Annotated in this window: 21 protein-coding genes; 8 read left to right on the top strand and 13 right to left on the bottom strand. The window is 47.2% G+C overall.

What is annotated here, in order from left to right; all coding sequences use genetic code 11:
- The first annotated feature begins 2 nt into the window (after positions 1-2).
- Entirely contained in the window at positions 3-734 is a 732-nt protein-coding gene (locus tag DXN05_RS02100) for a peptidoglycan DD-metalloendopeptidase family protein (protein ID WP_116845548.1), read from the top strand.
- Between the two features lie 27 nt (positions 735-761).
- On the opposite strand, the gene DXN05_RS02095 is transcribed toward DXN05_RS02100, so the two are convergent.
- The 4 genes from DXN05_RS02095 to DXN05_RS02080 form a co-directional block, all read right to left on the bottom strand.
- Positions 762-1,061 (bottom strand): hypothetical protein, encoded by a 300-nt coding sequence (locus tag DXN05_RS02095; RefSeq protein ID WP_245975092.1) that lies wholly within the window; start codon positions 1,059-1,061, stop codon positions 762-764.
- Between the two features lie 240 nt (positions 1,062-1,301).
- Positions 1,302-2,711, bottom strand: a complete 1,410-nt coding sequence (locus DXN05_RS02090) for a bifunctional UDP-3-O-[3-hydroxymyristoyl] N-acetylglucosamine deacetylase/3-hydroxyacyl-ACP dehydratase (protein ID WP_116845547.1) — start codon at positions 2,709-2,711, stop codon at positions 1,302-1,304.
- Between the two features lie 129 nt (positions 2,712-2,840).
- The gene (gene lpxD / locus DXN05_RS02085) at positions 2,841-3,890 is read right to left on the bottom strand and encodes a UDP-3-O-(3-hydroxymyristoyl)glucosamine N-acyltransferase (RefSeq protein WP_116845546.1); all 1,050 of its coding nucleotides are present in this window, start codon (positions 3,888-3,890) and stop codon (positions 2,841-2,843) included.
- A gap of 98 nt (positions 3,891-3,988) precedes the next feature.
- Positions 3,989-5,197, bottom strand: a complete 1,209-nt coding sequence (locus DXN05_RS02080) for an HD domain-containing protein (RefSeq protein ID WP_116845545.1) — start codon at positions 5,195-5,197, stop codon at positions 3,989-3,991.
- 201 nt (positions 5,198-5,398) lie between these two features.
- Here DXN05_RS02080 and porX point away from each other — a divergent pair, with 201 nt between their 5' ends.
- The 6 genes from porX (at position 5,399) to DXN05_RS02050 (ending at position 12,380) form a co-directional block, all read left to right on the top strand.
- Positions 5,399-6,955, top strand: a complete 1,557-nt coding sequence (gene porX / locus DXN05_RS02075) for a T9SS response regulator signal transducer PorX (protein ID WP_116845544.1) — start codon at positions 5,399-5,401, stop codon at positions 6,953-6,955.
- Between the two features lie 64 nt (positions 6,956-7,019).
- Positions 7,020-7,337: a hypothetical protein gene (locus DXN05_RS02070; RefSeq protein WP_211329960.1), complete on the top strand. Its 318-nt coding sequence runs from the start codon at positions 7,020-7,022 to the stop codon at positions 7,335-7,337.
- A 15-nt stretch (positions 7,338-7,352) separates the two neighbouring features.
- On the top strand, positions 7,353-8,126 hold the full coding sequence (locus DXN05_RS02065; protein ID WP_116845543.1) for an MBL fold metallo-hydrolase: 774 nt from the start codon (positions 7,353-7,355) through the stop codon (positions 8,124-8,126).
- A 166-nt stretch (positions 8,127-8,292) separates the two neighbouring features.
- On the top strand, positions 8,293-9,162 hold the full coding sequence (locus DXN05_RS02060; RefSeq protein ID WP_116845542.1) for a helix-hairpin-helix domain-containing protein: 870 nt from the start codon (positions 8,293-8,295) through the stop codon (positions 9,160-9,162).
- A gap of 83 nt (positions 9,163-9,245) precedes the next feature.
- Positions 9,246-10,388, top strand: a complete 1,143-nt coding sequence (locus DXN05_RS02055; protein WP_116845541.1) for an acyl-CoA dehydrogenase family protein — start codon at positions 9,246-9,248, stop codon at positions 10,386-10,388.
- A gap of 96 nt (positions 10,389-10,484) precedes the next feature.
- Entirely contained in the window at positions 10,485-12,380 is a 1,896-nt protein-coding gene (locus DXN05_RS02050) for a tetratricopeptide repeat-containing sensor histidine kinase (protein ID WP_116845540.1), read from the top strand.
- 67 nt (positions 12,381-12,447) lie between these two features.
- On the opposite strand, the gene clpX is transcribed toward DXN05_RS02050, so the two are convergent.
- From clpX to DXN05_RS02010, 9 genes are all read right to left on the bottom strand, one after another.
- Complete coding sequence (clpX, locus tag DXN05_RS02045) at positions 12,448-13,683, bottom strand: ATP-dependent Clp protease ATP-binding subunit ClpX (RefSeq protein WP_116845539.1); 1,236 nt, start codon at positions 13,681-13,683, stop codon at positions 12,448-12,450.
- A 134-nt stretch (positions 13,684-13,817) separates the two neighbouring features.
- A complete protein-coding gene (locus DXN05_RS02040) occupies positions 13,818-14,453 on the bottom strand; it encodes a ClpP family protease (RefSeq protein WP_116845538.1) in 636 nt (211 codons plus the stop codon).
- Positions 14,454-14,528: 75 nt separating this feature from the next.
- Positions 14,529-15,215 carry a ClpP family protease gene (locus DXN05_RS02035; protein WP_116845537.1) on the bottom strand — a complete coding sequence of 229 codons (687 nt, stop codon included), beginning with the start codon at positions 15,213-15,215 and terminating at the stop codon, positions 14,529-14,531.
- A 176-nt stretch (positions 15,216-15,391) separates the two neighbouring features.
- The gene (locus tag DXN05_RS24825) at positions 15,392-15,568 is read right to left on the bottom strand and encodes a hypothetical protein (RefSeq protein WP_170148860.1); all 177 of its coding nucleotides are present in this window, start codon (positions 15,566-15,568) and stop codon (positions 15,392-15,394) included.
- A gap of 93 nt (positions 15,569-15,661) precedes the next feature.
- The gene (tig, locus tag DXN05_RS02030) at positions 15,662-17,023 is read right to left on the bottom strand and encodes a trigger factor (protein WP_116845536.1); all 1,362 of its coding nucleotides are present in this window, start codon (positions 17,021-17,023) and stop codon (positions 15,662-15,664) included.
- A gap of 364 nt (positions 17,024-17,387) precedes the next feature.
- The gene (locus DXN05_RS02025) at positions 17,388-18,509 is read right to left on the bottom strand and encodes an SGNH/GDSL hydrolase family protein (RefSeq protein WP_116845535.1); all 1,122 of its coding nucleotides are present in this window, start codon (positions 18,507-18,509) and stop codon (positions 17,388-17,390) included.
- 5 nt (positions 18,510-18,514) lie between these two features.
- Positions 18,515-19,426, bottom strand: coding sequence for an alkaline phosphatase family protein (locus DXN05_RS02020; protein WP_116845534.1), 912 nt, complete (start codon positions 19,424-19,426; stop codon positions 18,515-18,517).
- 22 nt (positions 19,427-19,448) lie between these two features.
- Positions 19,449-20,588, bottom strand: a complete 1,140-nt coding sequence (locus tag DXN05_RS02015; RefSeq protein ID WP_211329959.1) for a zinc-binding dehydrogenase — start codon at positions 20,586-20,588, stop codon at positions 19,449-19,451.
- Between the two features lie 42 nt (positions 20,589-20,630).
- Positions 20,631-21,233: a helix-turn-helix domain-containing protein gene (locus DXN05_RS02010; protein WP_116845533.1), complete on the bottom strand. Its 603-nt coding sequence runs from the start codon at positions 21,231-21,233 to the stop codon at positions 20,631-20,633.
- Positions 21,234-21,350: 117 nt separating this feature from the next.
- Between DXN05_RS02010 and DXN05_RS02005 the strand changes: the two genes are divergently transcribed.
- Positions 21,351-22,604, top strand: coding sequence for an MFS transporter (locus DXN05_RS02005; RefSeq protein ID WP_211329958.1), 1,254 nt, complete (start codon positions 21,351-21,353; stop codon positions 22,602-22,604).
- Positions 22,605-22,611 lie beyond the last annotated feature (7 nt).

Raw genomic sequence — 22,611 nt, 5'->3', positions numbered from 1 at the left:
CAATGGAAAACAACAATGCCGGCTTTGAAGCGCTTTTACAACAATTGCAACCTTTCGCGCAGGTAGTAGCATTTAACCCTGCGCAAGACAAACTGCTGCACCTGGATTTTACTGCGGCCAACAAAGCATTGAATGCAGCACTGCTGGCAGATGCCGCCGCGTTTTCCAGATATGTGCAGCAGCAAATAGATACAGCCGGTGCACGGTATGGCATTGGTGGTTATAATGAACACCGCGCCATTTATGCGCAGAAAAATTTATTTGACAACAACAGCGAAGAAACCGCACGTTGCATTCACCTGGCAACAGATATATGGGCACCTGCAGGCACACCTGTATATGCACCATTTGATGGAACTGTACACAGCTTCGCATTTAATGAACCCGCAGGTGATTATGGCGCTACCATTATTCTGCAACACGCGGTGAGCGGTATGGTGTTTCATACTTTGTACGGGCACATGAGCCTGCGCGATCTTACATCTTTAAAAGAAGGAATGCCTGTTGCCAGGGGTAGCTTACTGGCGCACTTTGGAGATTTACACGAGAATGGCCAGTGGCCGCCACACCTGCATTTTCAGCTGATACGCGATATGGAAGGCAGGAAAGGAGATTATCCCGGTGTTTGTGCAATACCACACAGGTCACAATACCTGGCCAACTGCCCTGACCCGGATAAGGTGTTAAATATGATGCAGTATGCTAAAGTGCACGGCATGGCGCACAAGGCTTAAACATTGAACTATTAAACAAGTAAACTTTTAAACCTCTTCCAGCAGGTGCTTTACAATTGTTTTCCATTCATCTTCGAGGGAGAGTGTGCTGGAGGGATGGCCGGCCCTGTTGTACCAGTAATCGGCATTCCACTGATCGCCCTGTTTGCGGTGCAGGTAGGCATGTATCCAGCTGGCTTTTTTTTCGGGGATATCTTCAATCAGGTCATGCGCTTTTTCCCAGTCGCCTTTTTTATCGTACCACAAAGCTTTGAGATACACATTTACATTCACAGGAGGCTGTGTGTTGGACAGGGTGGCTACAAACTCGTCTAGTGAAAACATCATACACCGGTTTTGATATTAGATTACCGCAACCAAGATACAAAATCCGGCTGCGGCCAGCAATAGCTGCAGTATAACTTAAATGCCAGTCATACACAAGATACACAACATTCGCAATGCATCATATGCCGGCGCTTCTATATACAAGTGAAAGCCGGAATAGTGCAATTATACGTATCGGTGAAACGCAATAAAAAACCGGCAGGTTTTTCCTGCCGGTTGCTGTATATCGTATAGTATGCATTATCCGTTGCGGCGAACGACCTGTGCTACCAGCAGGGCTTCTGTTGCCAGTTTGCCACCTACATACACAGTGCCCTTCATTTCACAGATACCGCGGCGTATAGGCGCTGCCAGTTCCATTTTCAGGATCATGGTATCGCCGGGGCGTACCATTTGTTTGAATTTACAGTTGTCTATCTTCAGGAAGTAGGTATCGTACTTGCCTTCAGGCATGGCATTGATACAGAGAATGCCACCGGTTTGCGCGAGGGCTTCAATCTGTAAAACGCCCGGCATTACCGGGTTCCCGGGAAAGTGCCCCTGGAAAAACCATTCGTTGAAGGTGACATTCTTGATACCCACAATGGTATTGTCGGTAAGCTCAATGATCTTGTCAACCAGCAAAAACGGGAAGCGGTGCGGCAGTGTTTTTTCAATATAATCGAGTCCGTAAACAGGTGGCATATTGGGGTTGTACACCGGAACATCTTTTACGTGTTTGTTCTTTTTGATGTACTGTTTTATTTTCTGCGCAAAAGCTACGTTGGTGCTGTGGCCGGGGCGGTTGGCAATAATCCTGCCTTTGATAGGATAACCAATCAGCGCCAGGTCGCCCACCACATCGAGCAGTTTGTGACGGGCAGGTTCATTGGGGAAGCGCAATTCGAGGTTGTTGAGGTAACCTTCGGATTTAACTTCTATTTTTTCGCGGTTAAAGGCTTTGGCCAGGCGATCCATTTCCTGTTGGGTAACAGGTTTATCAACAATCACAATCGCATTGTTGATGTCGCCGCCTTTGATAAGATTGTGTTCCAGCAGCATTTCCAGCTCATGCAAAAAGCTGAAGGTGCGGCAGGGGGCAATATCATTTTTGAAGTCACGCATGCTTTTCAGCTGTGCGTACTGTGTACCCAGTACAGGACTGTTGAAATCGATAAGAGTGGTTATCTGGTAATCCATGGCAGGCATGGCCACCATTTCAACGCGTTTCTCTTCGTCGTAGTGATAAATGTTTTCATCAATGCTGTACCAGGCCTTGGTAGCGTCCTGTTCTACAACACCCACTTCTTCAATCAGCTCAATAAAAGGCATGGAACTGCCGTCCATGATGGGAATTTCGGGGCCATTCAGTTCAACCAGAACGTTATCTACACCCATGCCCACCAGTGCTGCGAGCAAATGTTCTATCGTGCTAACTTTTGCATCACCTACCTGCAGGGTGGTACCGCGGCTGGTATCTGTAACCAGGTCGCAATCGGCTTTAATAACCGGCTGGTTAGGTAAATCGATACGTTGAAATTGTATGCCAAAACCCGGGTGGGCCGGTTTCAGCGTCATATCTACCAAAACACCGGTATGCAAACCTGTGCCGCTGATGCTAACAGATGAACCAAGCGTATGCTGCTTGTCGGGATTAAAATTTACGTCCATGGTTTAATTCGTGATTTATCAAAGAGCCTGCTTCATCACTAAGCAAGCTGTGGCCTGAACAATGCAATATCGTTCAGGCCACTGGTTGTGCCGGGCAAAAATAAGGTTTACAAACGGTAAGGATAGCGGCTATAAAACTTTTTCTGTAAGCAGCTGTTGTACCAGCTTTTCAAGATCGGCCAGTCTTTTATCAATTTCGGGCAGGTTGCGGCTTAATGCCTGGCTGCGCAGCGAGCTGGTATAATCGTAGGCAGGTGAGCCTGTCACTGCGGTATTGGGCTGCTTAATGCTTTTGGTAACACCGCTCTGCGCGTTAATGCGTGTGCCATTGGCAATCTGAATATGGCCAACAATACCTACCTGTCCGCCTATCTGGGCATGGCTGCCGATTTTTGTGCTGCCGCTAACGCCTGCCTGGGCTGCAATTACCGTGTTGTTGCCTACTTCAACGTTGTGGGCTATCTGTATCAGGTTATCGAGTTTGGCGCCTGTTTTAATAATGGTAGAGCCAATGGTGGCGCGGTCTATAGAAGTATTGCTGCCAATTTCTACATAGTCTTCTACCACTACATTGCCTATCTGCGGTACTTTTTTATACGAACCATCTGCCTGCGGCGCAAAACCAAACCCGTCGCTGCCTATTACTGTGCTGGCGTGAATGGTTACGTTTTTACCAATCACACAATCATTGTAAATTTTTACACCGGGATGCAGGATGGAGTTGTCGCCCACCGAAACATTGGGGCCTATAAAAACACCGGGATATATTTTTACGTTGTTACCGATCACTACATTGTCCGAGAGGTAAGCAAAAGCCGCCACATACACGTTTTCACCCAGTTTAACCGAAGGGGCAATAAAGCTGGGCTGCTGAATGCCATTGAGCTGCTGCTGCATCAGCTCCTGGTATTTGTTCAATAAAACAGCAAAGGCAGAATAAGCATCTGCCACGCGGATTAAAGTGGCTTCTACAGGTTGTCTTAATTCAAGCGATTCATTGATGATAACAAGCGAAGCCTGCGTGGTATATAAATAATCCTCATATTTAGGGTTGGCGAGGAAGGTAAGCTGACCAGCTGCAGCTTCTTCAATTTTACCAAAGGAATTAACGGTGATTTCCCCATTTCCTTCTACACGGCCATTGATCAATAAGGCAATCTGAACAGCACTGAATTGCATAGATGTTATTTTAGTTTGCATGCGTGGCCTGCATAGACCTGCCTGCAAATGAATTGTTTAATGCGAAAATCTGTTAAAAAAAGGCAATAGCCCAACAATCAGGCCATTGTGCAAAAATAGAATTTTTTAACAGGGGTGGAAAGTGTTTGATGGATGAGCGGGTTATCGACCTGGGAAATATCCTTTACCTGGCCGTCTTTAAATAAAATTTTTATACGTTCATCGCCCAGCAGGTAAGTAGTATTTATGGCCTCCCCGGTAAAAACAAGATAACCTGCATCCGCTTCGCTGATCTGCAGCCGCTGCGCTATTTCCCTTGTTTTCTGCGCTACTTCGGCCGGGTTTACTTCTTCTGCCTGCAGGCGGCATTTTAATAATTTCCGGTTCAGCAGGCCTTTACTTAAGGTAGATAACACAATGTCCGGATGATGGCTCCAGCGCTTAATGGCAAACAGCACATCTTCATCATCCATGTTACAAAAGGCATCGAGTGATAAATGCTGTTGCCAGTGGCTGGATGAACCAAGAAAATAATCAAGCGGTGAATTGGTTACCAAAAATGAATCGGCGGGATCAAAAATCTGCCGCGCGCGTTCCATCAGTTTTACCATCATTTTCTCTGCAGCCAGCACTACTTTATGCAGGTATACCTGCCAGTACATTTGCCTGCGCGCGATCAAAAATTTCTCTACACTGTAAATGCCTTTTTCTTCTACCAGCAGCTCATCGTTGTGTACCACCAGCATTTTCAAAATGCGGTCGTACCCGATCACACCTTCACTTACACCGGTAAAAAAGCTGTCGCGGGTAAGGTAGTCCATACGGTCGGTATCCAGCTGCCCGCTGATGAGCTGGTGCAAAAATGGTTTGTGGTATTGGCCGGTAAAAATGCGGATCGCCAGTTCCAGGCGGCCATCAAACTCATCGTTCATGGCCTGCATAATGCGCAGGCTCATTTGTTCGTGGTGCACACCCGGCAGCAACACATGCTCCAGTGCATGGGAAAAGGGCCCATGCCCAATATCATGCAGCAGTATGCCGGCTTTTACCGCCACTTCTTCTTCAGGCGTAATATCAGCGCCCTTGCTTTTCAGTTCTGTAACGGCCAGGCACATGAGGTGATAGGCGCCCAGCGAATGGTGCAAACGGGTGTGTACCGCACCCGGGTAAACCAGCTGCGCCAGGGCCATTTGCCTGATGCGGCGCAGGCGCTGGTAATAGGGGTGAGAAATAATATCGAAAATCAGGGGGTGGTTAATGGTAATAAAACCGTGCACCGGATCGTTGATGATTTTTCTTTTGGTCATGAATACCCCGAATTTTTTGCTAAAGTAGGGTATAAACCATCGTAAGAAACACGAACTTGGGGTTTAAGGGGCGGTATGGACTAATTTTTGGTAATTTGTAACGGCCGGTGCCTGCGTAACAGGTATTTGGCGGTACATTAACAGCCCTTTACCTACCTTGTTAATATCTGTAAACAGCCTCAACCGGCAGCAATACATACTATGGCCATAGCAAAGATTCTTTGGGTGGATGATGAAATCGAAAGCCTGCAGTCGCAGAAAATATTTCTTGAAAACAAAGGGTACGAGGTGCAGACTTTTACCAATGGTTTTGAAGCCATCGATTATGTAAAGGAAAATATGGTAGATGTGGTGCTGCTGGATGAAACCATGCCAGGCATTACAGGGCTCGAAACCCTGGCCAAAATAAAAGAAATTAACCAGCAGGTGCCCGTGGTGCTCATCACCAAAAACGAAACGGAAAACCTGATGGATGAAGCCATCGGCAGCCAGATTACCGATTACCTGATTAAGCCGGTGAACCCCAACCAGGTGCTGCTGAGCCTCAAAAAAATCATCGATAACAAACGCTTGGTGGCAGAGAAAACTACCACAGCTTACCAGCAGCAGTTCCGCAACCTGTTTATGGCACTGAACAGCAACCCGGATTACAATGAGTGGATGGATATTTACAAAAAACTGGTGTACTGGGAGCTGGAAATGGAGAAGAGCGACAGCCCTGAAATGCGCGAAGTGTTTCAAACGCAGAAGCAGGAAGCCAATACCGAGTTCTTCAAATTTATCAGCAGGCATTATGCCAACTGGATGAGCAGTAAAACTTCCGATGCGCCGGTCATGAGCCATAACCTGTTCCAGTTTAAAGTGCTGCCGCATGTAGAAAAAGGTGTTCCTACTTTTTTTATACTTATCGATAACCTGCGGTTCGACCAATGGAAGGCCATACAACCCTTGTTTGCAGATACATTTCGCATACTGGAAGAAGACAGCTTTTACAGCATTCTGCCCACCGCCACGCAATATGCACGCAATGCCATTTTCGCGGGCTTAACACCGCTGGAAATAGAGAAGCAGTTTCCCGCACAATGGAAAAACGATGAAGACGAAGGCGGTAAAAACCTGTTTGAAGAAGAGTTTTTTAAAGGACAGCTGAAACGCCTGAAACGAACGGATATCAAATACAGTTACACCAAGGTGGTAAACCATGCCGACGGGCAGCAGCTGGTGAGCAATATGCACAACCTGTTAGACAATGATCTCAATATCATCATCTACAATTTTGTGGATATGTTAAGTCATGCCCGCACCGAAATGGAAGTACTGAAAGAGCTTGCAGCCGATGAAGTAAGCTACCGCAGCATTACACGCAGCTGGTTTGAACATAGTCCGCTGAACCAGGCTTTGAAGAAAATTGCTGATAAAAAAATAAACCTGGTGCTCACTACCGACCATGGCAGCGTGCGGGTAAAAACGCCCTGCAAGGTAATAGGCGATAAACTCACCACCACCAACCTGCGTTACAAACACGGCCGCAACCTGAATTACGAACCCAAAGAAGTGCTGGCCTTCCGTGAGCCAAAACAGGCCGGGTTGCCGGTGCCTACCATTAATTCATCGTACATTTTTGCGAAGGAAGATTGTTTCCTGTGTTACCCCAACAATTATAATTACTACGCCGGTTATTACCGCAACACCTTTCAGCACGGGGGTATCAGCCTGGAAGAAATGATTGTCCCGGTGATTAAAATGACCAGTAAATAGCACCCGTAAATGTGGATAAAATGCACGGCAGCACGGGAGCTCAGGTGTTAATTTTGCAGAGGTTATGAAATATACACAAGCTACATTAGATAAACTGGAAGACATACTCGGAGAATCTGAATATGTTGTTCGCTATGAAAGGGGCACTTTTCAAAGCGGCTGGTGCCTGCTTGAACAAAAGCGTATTGTGGTGCTGAATAAATTTCTAAACGTGGAAGGCCGCATCAATACCTTGTCTGAAATTATTCCCCAGCTGGACATACATTTTGACAAGCTTACCCGTGAATCGCAAAAGCTGTACGAATCAGTAAAGAAAATGCGCGCAGACGGAACAGCGGATTCCGCAACAGGAGAAGAAGCAGACAGTTCCAACAACCAGTAGCACAATTCATATTCAATGGTACCAGCTTTGCACATTCGTTTTTTAGGAACCGGCACCAGCACCGGTGTGCCTATGATTGGCTGCCATTGTGAAGTATGCACCAGCACCAATGCGAAAGACAAACGCCTGCGCAGCAGCATACTTATAGAAACAGCAACCACCACGCTGGTGATAGATACCACGCCCGATTTCCGTTACCAGATGCTGCGTATTGGTAACGAACGCCTGCATGCCGTGTTGTACACGCATCCGCACAAAGATCATATCGCCGGTTTGGACGATGTTCGCGCCTACAACTACTTTATGAAACAGGCCATGGATGTGTATGCCAACTCATTAACCGAAGAAACACTGAAGCGAGAATTTGCTTACGTATTTGCCGATCACCGCTATCCCGGTATTCCAGAAATAAACCTCACCACTATTGACGAATCGCCTTTCGTTATCGGCGATATACCTGTTATACCCATACAGGTATGGCACCACAAAATGCCGGTATATGGCTACCGCTTTGGCGATTTTACCTATATCACCGATGCCAACCGCATTGATGCAGACCAGAAGGAAAAAATAAAAGGCTCTAAAATTATTGTGCTCAACACGCTGCGCCATGAGCCGCATATTTCGCATTTCACCCTCAGCGAAGCCATACAACTGGTAAGGGAACTCGAAATCCCCGAAGCCTATTTCACGCACATCAGCCACCAGCTGGGCAAACACGATGTGGTAGAAGCCGCCCTTCCCACCGGCATGCGCCTGGCCTACGACGGCCTGCAGCTCAGCGTGTAACACCGTTCAGGCGTTCAACAGTTCAAATAGTTCAATGCAATAGCTCCCTGGCGAAGCACCAAACCATCGGGCTCCCAACCATTCAGCCAATCATCCTGTCTCTTTTGGTTAGCCACACCTGTTTTCCCGGCAAATCCTGCTCATATCCTTAGCTAACTTTTACAACATGAAAAACAACCAATGGAAAGCACTGTTCCGCTTTTCCAAACGCGAGCGCGCAGGCCTGCTGGTATTACTCTGCTGTTTTGCAGTGATACTGGTACTGCCCAGGTTTTACAACGGCGTTACGCCAGTGCTGCAGATTGATACAGCCGCTGAACAGCAACTGCTGTCCTCCGCAACTACGGTTGGCACAACAGATACTGCAGCGGTGCTACCTGCGCAGTTGTTCCGTTTTGATCCCAACACACTGCCCGCACAGGGCTGGCAGCAACTCGGGTTAAAACCACGTACCATTCAAACCATACTACATTATCGCGGGAAGGGCGGCCTGTTTAAAAAGCCGCAGGACCTGCTGAAGTTATACGGACTATCACCTGCAGCTGCTGCACGGCTGATGCCTTTTGTAAGTATTGACACCACGTTATTCCATACTGCCTGGCACAACAACGGCAATACCCGTTTTGCACAACCGCAGCCGGTTGATGTCAATACCGCCGATACGGCACAATGGGCAGCATTGCCGGGCATTGGTCCTGTACTGGCAGCGCGCATTGTGCAGCAACGCGAAGCGCAGGGTGGCTTTGTTTCCATTGAGCAGGTTGGGCAGGTGTATGGTGTGGCCGACAGCCTGTACAAACACCTGCAACCCTGGCTGCGCCTGCAAACGCCCGGTACAGGCAAAACGAATATCAATACAGCCACGCTGGCCCAGCTTAAAAGCAACCCGCATTTGCCACCCGATGTAGCTGCAGCCATTCTATTGTACAGGCAGCAGCATGGCCCGTACAGGCAGGTTACAGATGTGCAGCAAATTGTTTTTATAAATGCAGCACTCTTCCAGAAAATAGCGCCTTATATAACTACAGGTAAATAACGCCACTCGTTAAAAATCTCCCTCCTTTTGTTCTTTTGTCAGCTTTCCATCCTATATTTGATTTGAAACTAACAATTGTTAGCATGGAGTTTACAACCAACGAAATAACCACACAGGTGGCCCAGACAGCCCGCGATTTTGCCCTGCAGTATATTAAACCGCATGTAATGGAATGGGACGAAGCCCAGACCTTCCCGCTCGAAGTTTTCAAGGCCATGGGCCAGCTTGGACTGATGGGGGTGCTGGTGCCCGAAGAGCTGGGCGGTGCAGGGCTCACTTATTTTGAATACAAGGTAATTATTGAAGAAATAGCCAAAGTCTGCGGCGCCATCGGCTTAAGTGTGGCTGCGCACAACTCGCTTTGTACCGGCCACATCCTTGCTTTTGGCAATGACGCACAAAAGAAACGTTACCTGCCTAAACTGGCTACTGCAGAATGGCTGGGCGCCTGGGGTTTAACCGAGCCCAATACCGGCAGCGATGCAGGCAATATGCAATGCACGGCTGTAAAAGACGGCAACGACTGGGTACTCAACGGCACCAAGTCGTGGATTACCCATGGCAAATCAGGTGATGTGGCGGTAGTAATAGCCCGCACCGGCGAGCCGCGCACCCGCAACAACAGCACAGCCTTTGTGGTAGAAAGGGGTACAGCCGGGTTCAGCGGCGGCAAAAAAGAAAACAAACTGGGCATGCGCGCCAGCGAAACCGCAGAAATGATTTTTGACCAGTGCCGCATTCCCGATGAAAACCGTTTGGGTGAAATTGGCAACGGTTTTCAGCAGGCTATGAAAATGCTCGACGGCGGGCGCATTTCCATCGCATCCCTCTCGCTCGGTATTGCAAAAGGGGCCTACGAAGCATCGGTGCAATATGCCAAAGAACGGCACCAGTTTAACCAGCCCATTGCCTCCTTCCAGGGCATCAGTTTCAAACTGGCCGATATGGCTACAGAAATAGATGCAGCCGACCTGCTCACCTTGCAGGCCTGCTACCGCAAACATGAACACCTCTCTGTTACACGCGAAGCTGCCATGGCTAAATATTATGCCAGTGAAGTGGCCGTAAAGGCTGCTACAGATGCGGTGCAGATATTCGGCGGTTACGGGTATACGAAAGACTTTCCTGTTGAAAAATTTTACCGCGACGCCAAATTGTGCACAATAGGCGAGGGTACTTCGGAAATACAGAAATTAGTGATAGCACGCGAGGTGCTGCACGTTTAACGATTGCTTGGTTTTTCAGTATATGGCCCCGTTAACACGGGGCTTTTTTTTACCCGTTTTTAGCTATCTTCAGCGGCCAATCGTCAATCTTTGCCCATGAGGTCAATATTATTATTCTGCCTTTTAGCCAGTTGCCTGTGTTTTTATGGCAGCGCGCAAGCGCAGGATACCTTGCAGCATCGCATTGACTTACTTAACGAAAAAGCCTTCTCCCTCAAACGCAACAGTGTTACCCAGGCCTTCGCTTTGCTGGCAACCGCAGAGCAGCTGGCTATCCGCTCAGGGTACCAGCGCGGACTGGCCATTACTTATTTATACCAGGGTGGTATTTTCCAGCAAAGCGGTTTCAACAAAAAAGCACTGGCACTTTTTTACCAGTCACTCGCCATCAGCCGCGAACGCAAAGACACATTCAATGCTGCACGCGCCAACCAGCAGATTGCCCTGGCTTTGAAAGACAATAAGGAAACCGATTCGGCAGAACAACTGCTGAAACAAACCATGCGCGTATACCGCAACCTGCGCAAACCCGACGATGTGGTGAACATCCAGAACAGTCTTGGACTGATAAGCATGGACAAGAAAAACTGGGGTGATGCCCTGCTGTATTTCGACAGTGCTGCCACTGCCGGTAAAGCCGCGGGGTATGTGTATGGGCAAAAGAAAGCCAGCTATAACATGGGCTTGTTGTATATGCAACAGGAACAGCCCGGCAAGGCCGCGGCTTTTTTCAAGACAAGCATTGTGCTCAGCGATTCTATGCACGATGCCTATGGTACGGCTGCGTGTAATATCCAGCTCGCGAATATTGCGCAGCAGGCAGGCATGGCCGATTCGGCTTTGTATTATGCCACGCAGGCTTATCGCCAGTCTGCGGCTGTAAGCGCATTGCAGCTGCAAAGCGATGCAGTGCGGCTACTGATGCAGGTGTATGAGCGGCGGGGACAGAAAGACCAGCTGCTGGCCTGGCAAAAAGAAATGATTAACCTGCAGCAGCGCATATACGATACCGATAAAAGTTATGCCACTGGTTTTGTGGATATGATCAAAAGCCAGGAGTTTAAGAACCAGGCAGCCCTGCAGCAAATTGCCAGCGTACAGCAAACTTCCAAAACACAGCAATGGCTGCTGATTATCGTGGGCATATTACTGGGCTTGCTGCTGCTTACCGGCGTGCCTATTTATTTCAATTATAAAAAAGCCAGCATGCTCACGGCCGAGCTGAGCAGCAAAAACAATATTATCCAGCGAAACGCCGCCTCGCTCGATCAGCTCAACAAAGCTATTTCACGCCAAAACCAGAAGCTGGAAGAAGAAAACAAACTGAAGGATAAACTGCTCTCGATTATTTCCCACGATTTGCGCCACCCGCTGGTAAATACCAAAAGCATTCTCGATTTAATCAACCTGAAACTGGTAAACCCGCGCGAAACAGAAGAGTTGCTGGAACAGCTGGAGCACCAGTACGTACGCAGCCTGTCGTTGCTGGATAACCTGCTGTACTGGATAAGAACCCAGATGAAGGGCCTTAAAATAGACCGCGCACCGGTGAACATGAACCAGCTTATCGCCAGCATTATTGAAGAACAGCGTGTACCCATGCTGAATAAAAATGTGCGTGTAACCAACCAAACCGATGCCCGGCTGCAATGGCTGGCAGAAAAGGAAATGATCAAGATCATTTTCCGCAACCTGCTGTCCAATGCACTGAAATTTACACCGTCTGAAGGCGATGTGTATTTTTCTTCTGTGATTGATGAAGAACATGCGTATATATTGATACGCGATACCGGTGTGGGTATGACCAAAGATGTGATTGCCAAAATCAACGCCCGTCAATACTTTTCTTCCAAGGGCACGGCCAACGAAAAGGGCAGTGGTTTTGGTTTGATACTGGTGCAGGAATTACTGGAAAAACACGAGGCCGACCTGCTTATTGAAAGCGAACCGGGCAGGGGCAGTGTGCTTGCAGTGAAGTTTGCGCTCACCTGAATAAAAAAAGCCGCAAACCAGGCTGGTTCCTGTATTTGCGGCCTTTGAAAATCTATTGAAGGTTGCGCTATGCTACTTTCAGCATGCTCATCTTGCTCTTGTTAAACTGCGCTTCTGCATAATCCAGTGTTACCACCAGTTCTTTTGTTTCGCTGCCAGGCAATTCAAACATGGCATCTGTTAAGATATGTTCGCAGATGCTTCTTAAACCGCGTGCACCCAGTTTAAATTCCATGGCTTTGCCTACCATAAAGTCCAGCACTTCCGGCTCAATGGTAAGGGCAATACCTTCCAGTTCAAACAGGCGGGTGTATTGTTTCACCAGGCTGTTTTTAGGCTCGGTTAAAATAGAGCGCAGTGTTTCCACATCCAGCGGATCGAGGTGTGTAACTACCGGTAAACGGCCCAGCAGCTCGGGTATTAAACCAAAGCTTTTCAAATCCTGGGCATTGATAAACTGCAACAGGTTTTTGCGTTGCATTTCCTGCTGGTCTTTGTTTACATTAAAGCCAATGGCATTGGTATTTACGCGGCGTGCAATAACACGGTCAATGCCATCGAATGCACCACCACAGATAAACAGGATATTGCTGGTGTTGATTTTGATCATTTTCTGCTCAGGATGCTTGCGTCCGCCCTGTGGTGGCACCAATACTTCGGTACCTTCCAGCATTTTCAGCAGTCCCTGCTGCACACCTTCACCGCTTACGTCGCGGGTAATGGATGGGTTATCGCCTTTACGGGCAATTTTATCGATCTCGTCAATGTAAACAATACCTTTTTCGGCAGCAGCCACATCATAGTTACAGGCCTGCAACAGGCGGGTAAGCATGCTTTCCACGTCTTCACCCACATAACCGGCTTCTGTAAACACAGTAGCATCCACAATAGCGAAAGGCACATTCAGCAGGCGGGCAACGGTTTTGGCCAGCAGGGTTTTACCTGTACCGGTTTCACCTACCATGATGATATTGCTTTTTTCAATTTCTACTTCATCCTGCTGCTGCTTCTGCGTAATGCGTTTGTAGTGGTTGTATACTGCAACAGACAAAACTTTCTTTGCTTCACTTTGACCTATTACGTACTGATCGAGGAAGGATTTTATCTCCAGCGGTTTGCGGATGGTAAAACGGTACTGGTTGGTTTGCTGTTCCTGTTTTACCTGCAATTCCTGCGCGATGATTTCCTGTGCATGTTCTACACAGTTCTCGCAGATATGCCCTTCCTGCCCGGCAATGAGTATTTTCACCTCATCCCTGCTTCGTCCGCAAAAAGAGCAATGTAAACTTGATTGCTTTGCCATAGTTCTATGTTATATCCACGCCTCTTAATCCCGGGTAAAAAATTGAAAACCGGGCCGGGCATAAATCGAATACAAAAATACCAAAACCGCTGACTGGCAGCGGTTTTTATATAAAAATTTAAGGTTTTCCCAGCTTATAATTTTTCTAATACGTTATCGACTATGCCATAGGCTACTGCTTCCTTGGCATCCATCCAGTAATCACGGTCAAAATCTTTCAATATCTGTTCGATGGTTTTACCGCAATTATCCGCTAAAATTTTAGCTCCGATCAGTTTGGTTTTTTCCATCTGAACAGCCTGTATTTCGATATCAGCTGTAGTTGCCTGGTAGTAACCGCCAAGGCTTGGCTGGTGAATCATTACCTCGCCATGCGGGTAAATAGCGCGTTTGCCCTTGGTGCCTGCGCTCAGCAACAGCGAGCCCATACTGGCTGCAAGACCCATGCAAATGGTGCTTACCGGCGACTGTATCATGCGCATGGTGTCGTAAATAACCATGCCGCTGGTAACCATGCCGCCCGGGCTGTTGATGTAGAACTTGATTTCTTCACCGGGTTTGTCAGCATCGAGCAGCAATAATTTGCTTACCACGTCGCGGGCAGATTTATCGTCTACCGCACCCCACAAATACACGGCTCTTTTTTCAAGAAACAGTTTTTCCATTTTCTTCACCAGTAAGGGCGAAGCGGGCTCCTGTTTCTCCTCTTTGTTGTTATCCTCGTCGTCGTCGTCGCTTAAAAAGGGATTGATGTATTTCGCTTGTATCATTGTGTTTTGATTGATTGTACTGCCCGTGGGCAGCAGTGAACAGAAGTTGTAACGAAGCACGTTTGTGGTGTGCGGTTATTTCTTTTCCTTGCGCGGGTTGGTGAGCAGCACTTCATCTACCAGGCCATATTCCTTGGCTTCGGTGGCTGTCATCCAGAAGTCGCGGTCCCTGTCGGCTGCAACGGTAGCTGCATCTTTGCCGGTATGGAATGCGATTACTTCGTCGAGTTCGTTGCGCATTTTTTTGATTTCGTTGGCGGTGATCTTGATATCAGAAGCCTGGCCGCCGATAGCGCCGCTTGGCTGGTGAATCATGATGCGTGCATGTTTCAGCGCGCTGCGTTTGCCTTTAACACCTGCGCACATTAACACTGCACCCATGCTTGCTGCAATACCGGTACAAATGGTAGACACGTCGGGGCTAACAAACTGCATGGTATCGTAAATGCCTAAACCGGCATATACACTGCCCCCCGGGCTGTTGATGTACATCTGGATGTCTCTTGTTCTGTCGGTACTGTCTAAAAACAGCAGCTGGGCGGTAACAATGTTACCTACATAGTCATTAATACCTTCACCCAGGAAGATAATGCGATCCATCATTAAACGGCTGAACACGTCCATGCTGGCAACGTTCAGGGGGCGTTCTTCAATAATGTATGGCGTTAAATTGGTGATGTGATTGGTATAGTTGTGCAGGGTTGCACTGCTGATGCCGTGATGGCCTACTGCGTATTTCTGAAATTCCTTTCCAAAATCCATAGTCTGTTATTTAGAATAATGAAGATAAGTGTTTTGCATATTTTAAAACGAAGAAGTAGGGGAACAACCCTAACCCTTTGTTGGTTTAAAATGCTGCGTTTTGTTTATTCCCAAATACCATGCAAACAGGCGAATACGCCAAAAGGGCAGGCTAACCACCTGTTTATTGCACCGGATTAAGGCATAATGTCCTCCTCATCGTCTTTCGGGCCGTATTTACTGAACAGTTTGTCGATTGCGCCTGAAAACAGGGGGAATTTCTCTTTGGTGAAGTCTTTAATCACGTCGATGGCTTTATAAGCCTGTTCTTCGGTTAAACCCTGCGCCATTAAACGGTTCACTAATTCTTGCATACAAAGTGGTTTTGATTGTGCAGGGCGAAAATAGAAAAAGCCGGTTGAATACTCAACCGGCCTTTGTGTATATAACACGAATCAATGTGCTGATTAGTGGTGGTGGTGATGCAGTTTTTCTGCAAACGCCTCTGCGCTGATGCTTTCTTCGGTAGCGCTTACTTTACTTTCCAGTGCCTGGAACAGTTTGCTGGTTTGCAGCTGGTAGTAAGTGTTTTCTACGAATTTCTGGTCTTTCATCATGCGGTTGGCGTATTCATCCATCCACGGAGCGTCGTCCACGCTCTGGCCACCCATATAACCCATAATCTGCTGTTTCGCAAATTCTTTGATCTCGTCTGGCTCAACAGCTACCTGGTAGTCGCTGGTAAGTTTGCTGGTAATGAGGGTCCATTTCAGCTGGTTAACGAAATTGGGGTATTCGGTAGCTGCCTCTTCGGCAGATTTTGGTTTTTCACCACCGTTCTGTAACCAGCGTTTCAGAAACTCGGCAGGAAATTCCATGTTGGTATGATCAATCAGGTGGTGATAAATCTGGTCCTGCACCTGGCTGCTTGACTGCTGGTTGTAGTAGTTCTCGATTTCTACTTTTACCGCGTTTTTAAATTCTTCTTCGGTTTTGATACCGCGTGCAGGGTAAACTGTTTCAAAGAATTCTTCGGTCATTTCAGCTTTTTCTACAAAACCTACTTTGGTGATCAGCAGTTGGAAGAATTTGTCTGCATCAGCAGCGCTGTCTTTGCTCAGGCCCAGGTCGTTCAGTACCCATTCCCTTTCTTTTTCTTCAAAAGCCTTGCTCAGCTGGATGGTAATGGTATCATCTTTCTTTTTACCCATCAGTTCCTGGCGAACTGCTTCAGTAAAGTATTTAACGAGGAGCGAGTTTGATTTGGTGATACCGCCTTCAATGGTATTGCCGGCTGCGTCAACTTCAATAAATTCAACGTTCACCACGCTGTCTTCAGAAGTCACGGTTTCAGGCTCGCTCATTTTGCCATGGCGGATCTGCAGGCGGCCGATTTCATCGTTGATCATTTCTTCGGTTACGTTGATTTTATAACGGGTAACCTTGATGTCGTTTACATCAACATTGAATTCAGGTTTCAGGCCAATTTCAAAATGGAAAGAATAATCAATTGCTTTGTTTACATCGAGCTGTGAAGCATCGTTGTCTAACGGCAGGGGCTGGGCGAAAATGTCCAGTTTTTCCTGCACCATATAATCATTCAGTTGTTTTTCAACTGTACGCAGAATTTCATCGGTAAAAACGCTCTGGCCATACATTTTTTTCACCAGTCCGGCAGGTACCATGCCTTTACGGAAGCCGGGGATATTGGCTGTTTTGGCATATTTTTTCAGGCTCTGCTCAAAAGCCGGTAAATAATCTTCTTTTGCTACTTTAACAGTCAGCTTGTCGTTCAGCAAACCGATATTCTCACGAGTAATGGTAGCCATGTTGTATTTAATTAATTGATAATGAACTTAATTATTGTTCAACTTATAGCAGGGCCTGTCCAAATGGGTCTGCGATCAGTTAAACGGGCTGCAAAGTTAGGGCTTTGACTGTAAAAAAACGCTTAAATATGCCGGGCAGTGCTATTTTTTGAAGTAAATACATGGTTTTTTACACAAAAAGCCGGTTTTCTCCAAACCCATCCATCATCATCAACAATCACCCGTTGTTTTCTAAAAATGCTTTGTGCGATGTCAACTGTTAAGGTCTAATCATCATTCACTCCTAAAAATGCTGGCATTCAGCAATTGAAATTGCAACCCAAACTATGGCAACGATCGACGATACAAGGCAAACAGCTTTGGGCTAATGCCTGAGTATTGCCTTTAGAAGTTTTTCATAAGCTTTTGCATATGCTGCCATGCCGATATCTCCTGGATGTGTACCATCGATTGTGCTGTTGTCGGTGAAGCCGATCTGTTTAGCTGTCAGCAGATACAATCTTTTATACCCCTGCCGAACCAAGGCAGTAAATGTGCTGTCTAAAATGGTATTTACGCGTTTATATTTTGCACGGTAAGTGCTATCAAGTGTAATGCTACTTAGACCATCGGCATGTTCGGTGAGTACAATGGGCGTCGCCGGATGTGCGCGACGAAGCATAGCCACAGCTAATGTTATTCGACGGTTGACCTCTGTATCTGAAAATTTCTCAGCGTCGTAGAGATTGGGCAAGCAGTCCAGTATATACGCAGAGGCTTCAATAGTGGCTATAAGACCGGTAACAGGTACTTCAAGCTGGCCATTACCTGAAAATCCAAGGTTGATAATGGGTAAGGACAGATGCCGGCCTAGCATATTCGACCAGGCCAGTCCGGGGCGGCTTGCGCTGGCGCCCTGCAGAATGGATGTGCCATAGATCACAATTGGCCGTTGGCGAATATCCACTGGCACAAAAGAAAACGAATTAACAGAAGGCACGCCAATATTGAGCCACTCAGGACTACTATACAAGGGAAGATAAAGCCGGAAACGCTTCACTGCGCCGGGTCTTTGAATATGATCATATCGAAAATGGATCGTGTCGCTACTAAATGCCCAGGCGCCCTGTATCCAATACCATACCCCGGATACATCCTGCAGGTAGAGATCAACACCATTAGCCGCAATGGTTGTTAAATTGGCCAGTATGGTTTTATGCGTTACCTTATACGAAACATCGATAGTGGTCGCATCCGTTGTAAAATCAATGTATTCCCCGGCGGAATTGTGTGAAAGGTCCCAAACGGGCCTGCGCAGGCTATCTGATATGCGCTGGGGTAACCGATCGAAAAAAGAAGCGAGACCGGTATGCCATTCCCTGCCCCCTACTACCGGAAAGGTGGCAATAGCCGGGTTGTACAACTTAAAGCCAGTGCCGGTTTGCGCAAGCGCAGACCCCGCGGCCATGGCGGCTAAAACACAGGAGAGGTACCAATTTCTTAGCATATGGGCTATTTAAAAATGCCTGTGGGAACAACTCCAGTCCAGCAAGATGGCAATTGTGAAACACCGAATATCTTTGCTATTACCAGGGCGGTGTTTTTATTACTATTGTAGGTATCAACCACACCAACTGTTTTAATCTTTGGCCCGGTTACAGCCCATGGCACCTGCATTTCATCCATAGAAACGCCGCCATGGCCGGTAACGGGATTGCCACCGTGATCGGTAATGAGTAAAAAATGCGTTCCCTCAAAAGTCCGTTGCGCTTTCAATTCGTTGACAAATGCGCCTATTGCACTATCTGCATGTTCGATGGCTGCTATATATTCCGGCGACATCCAATGATATTTATGGCCGGCATGATCTGTGTGCACGCTGTATAAGAATACAAAAGTAGGCTGCGCCTTATGCTGCACAACAAAATTGACCGCCTTTTGATAGTTGCCGGCAAACCGGTCGCTGTCTTCAAAAGAGGCTTCATCTATATACTTTCTATTCATCGAGTTGATCAACTCTTTCCAATTATAATAATAGCCGATCTGTACATTCTTTACCTGCTCTTTGAGCACTTTAAAGATGGAAGGATAATAACCATCTGCATCCTGCGCGATGGGTTGCAATGGATGTTTGTCCAGCAACCAGTCATTGGCTGTTACGCCATGTTCTTCTGGCCCGGAACCCGTTAAGTGGCTGGTCCAGTTAGGCAATGTAACCGAGGGCATGACAGGCCTGGTTGTAAGGGAAATTGCCCCATTTGCAAAAAGACTGTCGATATGTGGATGGCGTGCAGCCTTAAAACCAGGGACACTGAAACCGTCCAGTCCAAGTACAATAACACGCTGTATTTTCTGGCTGTAAGTCTGCATGGCCAATAGGGCAAGGCCGGCGGTCAGGAGGGTGGTATACAGATAACGTTTCATGCGATGGTAAATTACTTAGGTGTTAGATACGGATACCTACGCGCAGTGGCTTATGGGCTACCGCGTAAGCAAAAGCCTGCTGGGCTTGTGAAAGGGAAAATTCTTTTTCAATAGCTTCCCGAAATGGGTAACGTTGCCAGTGCGCTATCATAAAATCGAAAGCATATATCAAATCGTCATAGTTGTAATTATGCAGACCGCGTATAGTAAGTAAACGGCGTATAATCTGCTCCGGATCCACGGTAAGACCAGCTGAGGGAAAAACTGCACCGATCCAGACTGCTATTCCGCCAACGGCAAGCGCCTGCAGGCCGGTTTGCATGGCAGATGCAGAGCCACTCATGTCAAAGACAATATCTACGCCTCCGTCCGGAAGCTGGGTGCGTAAGTAGTGAAGCGCTGTCTCGTCGCCATTGGTGAGATCGAAGATAGCATCTGTGCCAAAAGTGATTGCTTCTTCCAGTCTTTTTTCAGAGATATCAGCGGCGGCAATCCAATTGGCCCCGGCCTGCCGACACATCGCGGCGCAGGTAATACCCAGGTGCCCCATACCGGTAATGAGTACATTTTTTCCGGCTATTGTACCTGCCATTCTCAGGGCGCCCGCTACAGTGGCCACCGAACAATTGAGGGTAGCGGCAACTTCCATGGGAAGATCTTGCGGTAGCTTTAAAAGGGCCGTGTGCGGCTTTAAAATGCAATAGTCGCCCAGACCGCCGTGAAATACTTCTGGCTCACTGGCCAGGGCATGTCCATATTTAAACAGGTGATCGCTTTTTTGAGGCATACCAGCCCTTGCAAGCTCAGAATCAGGATTGCTGGCAAAGATCGACCAGGTAATACGATCTCCTGGCTTGATAGGCTGCCCTTTAAGGTCTGTACCCGCATGAGTGGGTGCTATGGCCAGGATTTCGCCGACGATTTCGTGCCCCAGTACGGTGGGCGAAGGCTCGTGACGCAGACCGCAATAGGTATGCAGATCGCTGCCACAAATGGTGGTGTAAAGATTTTTTACCAGGATTTCCCCTGGTGCCAGATCACGAACCGGGAACTTTCTTAAAATAAAGTCCTTGCCCGGGCCCTCGAACAAAATGAGGTTGCCGGGACCGATGGCAGGGTTATAATGATTCATAAGTTTGAAGAAAATAATTCCTACAAACATAATAAAATTTCCTTTTAGGAAATTTTATTTCTAAGTCATTCATTACTTGTTCTGATCTGCAAACAGGTAAAAGACCAGGAGGCGGACCATCATATTCTTATAATTGATGGGGGTATGCGCAATATTGCCATCAAAGAAAAGCGCATCTCCGGGAGTAAGATCGAATGTTTTGTCTTCCAATTGATACTGGAGGGTGCCTTCCAGTACATAAATAAATTCATAGGCTGCGGTGGTTACCTGCGTACGGTTTGAACCTGGAAAAAGCGTAAGCAGGGATATCTGAAAGGCTCCTCCATCGTTGTTGTATTCCAAAATAGACTGGTATTGGAAGCCGATAGCCCCTTCTTCCTTTTCGTAGGCCGCGAAACCCTCCTTTGGAAGGAAAAAATACCCTGGAAAGGCATTGTCTGCATTAAGCTGGGCGAAAAATGTTTCTGGCCGGATTCCCAGCTTGTTAATAATGGTAAATAAAGTGGGAATGGTAGGGATGATGCGACCATTCTCAATTTTGGAGAGCATAGCCGACTTGATGCCGGTAAGGGCTGAAAGATCCAGCAGTTTCATATCCTTTTCCTTACGGTATTTCCTGATAAGGCCGCCGATTTTATAATAAACAAGTTGTCCCTGTCCAACTGATTCTTCCATAATTAATAATTACTTAAACTAAAGTTCTTGCGTTTTTACTGAAAAGAAAAATAATTTCGTTAAAAGAAACTAGTTTTATGCCTGCTTACTGCTCGCAAAAGCAATATTGATAAAAAAATGAACAAGTCTCACACTTTTAACCGGCAACGTTGGAAAATGCTTTTGCTGACGATGTTTTGCTACCTGTTCTTTTACACAGGGCGCCACAATTTCGGTTGGGCAGCAAAGCAGCTGGCGGCTACTTTACAGATCTCTTACGAAAAGGTTGGCTGGATCAGTTTTGCCATGTTGATAGGCTATGCTGCCGGGCAATTGATCAACGGCAACCTCGCCGACCGGCTTAGCCCAAAACATATGATTGCCACCGGAGGGCTGTTATCGGTTGGTGCAAATATACTCATCAGCTTCTCCAATTCTTTTATTACGATCCTGGTTCTTTGGACCCTAAATGGTTATTTTCAATCCATGGCCTGGGCGGCTGGCAGCCGAATCATTTCTAATTGGTGGGGGGATAAAAGAAGCCGGGGACTAGCCTTTGGATTTTATACGATGGCTGCGGGAACTTCGTCCATCATTACCTATTTGTTTTCTATCATGCTGGTACATGAGGGATGGCGCAACCTGTTTCGCATTCCGGTATTGTTCCTGGCGGGCGCAGTGGTGATTTTTTTCTTCCTGGTACGCAACAAGCCATCGGACATTGGATTGCCCGATCATACCGGAAACAATGAAGGTATTGCATTGGATTGGCGACACTCTTACCAAACGGTACTTTCCAATAAGCGATTCTTGGTGGTCTGCCTTTCATTGGGCTTTCAGAGTATGGCCCGCTATGGTTTGATTTTTTGGGTGCCATTGTTTTTCCAAAGCAGTTCGGCGAATGCGCAATGGGGTCTCTGGATTACATTGCTGCTGCCTACCGGTATGGCCATCGGGGCTTTTAGCTTTGGTTTTATTTCTGATCAACTTTTTAAGTCAGACCGTATTAAATCCATCACCCTGGGAATGAGTTGCTGCGCAGTTGTTTCCCTGATTTTGTACTTGCTGCCAGTAAGGCAACCGCTGTTGGTTGGCGTACTTGTTTTTTGTGCAGGTTTTTTTTCTTACGGGCCGCAGGCCAATTTCTGGCCTTTGTCGCCTGAGTTACTGGGCCATGCTTACGTGGGCACAGGAACCGGGGTTATGAACATGTGCGCTTATGCGTTTGCAGCACTGGGCGAACCTTTGATGGGCAAGCTCATTGATTTAACGGCCAGCAAATCCATCATCTTTATTACAGTTGCTGGCATTGCCCTGTTAAGTGCGGTTACCATCCTGCTTACCAACCAGGTCAATGCCAGGGCGGCAACCCCACAACCGACCGCTATTTAATCATCCA

The sequence above is a fragment of the Deminuibacter soli genome, assembly GCF_003412455.1.
In the GTDB taxonomy this organism is placed as follows: domain Bacteria; phylum Bacteroidota; class Bacteroidia; order Chitinophagales; family Chitinophagaceae; genus Deminuibacter; species Deminuibacter soli.
This window is presented reverse-complemented; position numbering and strand designations above follow the sequence as displayed.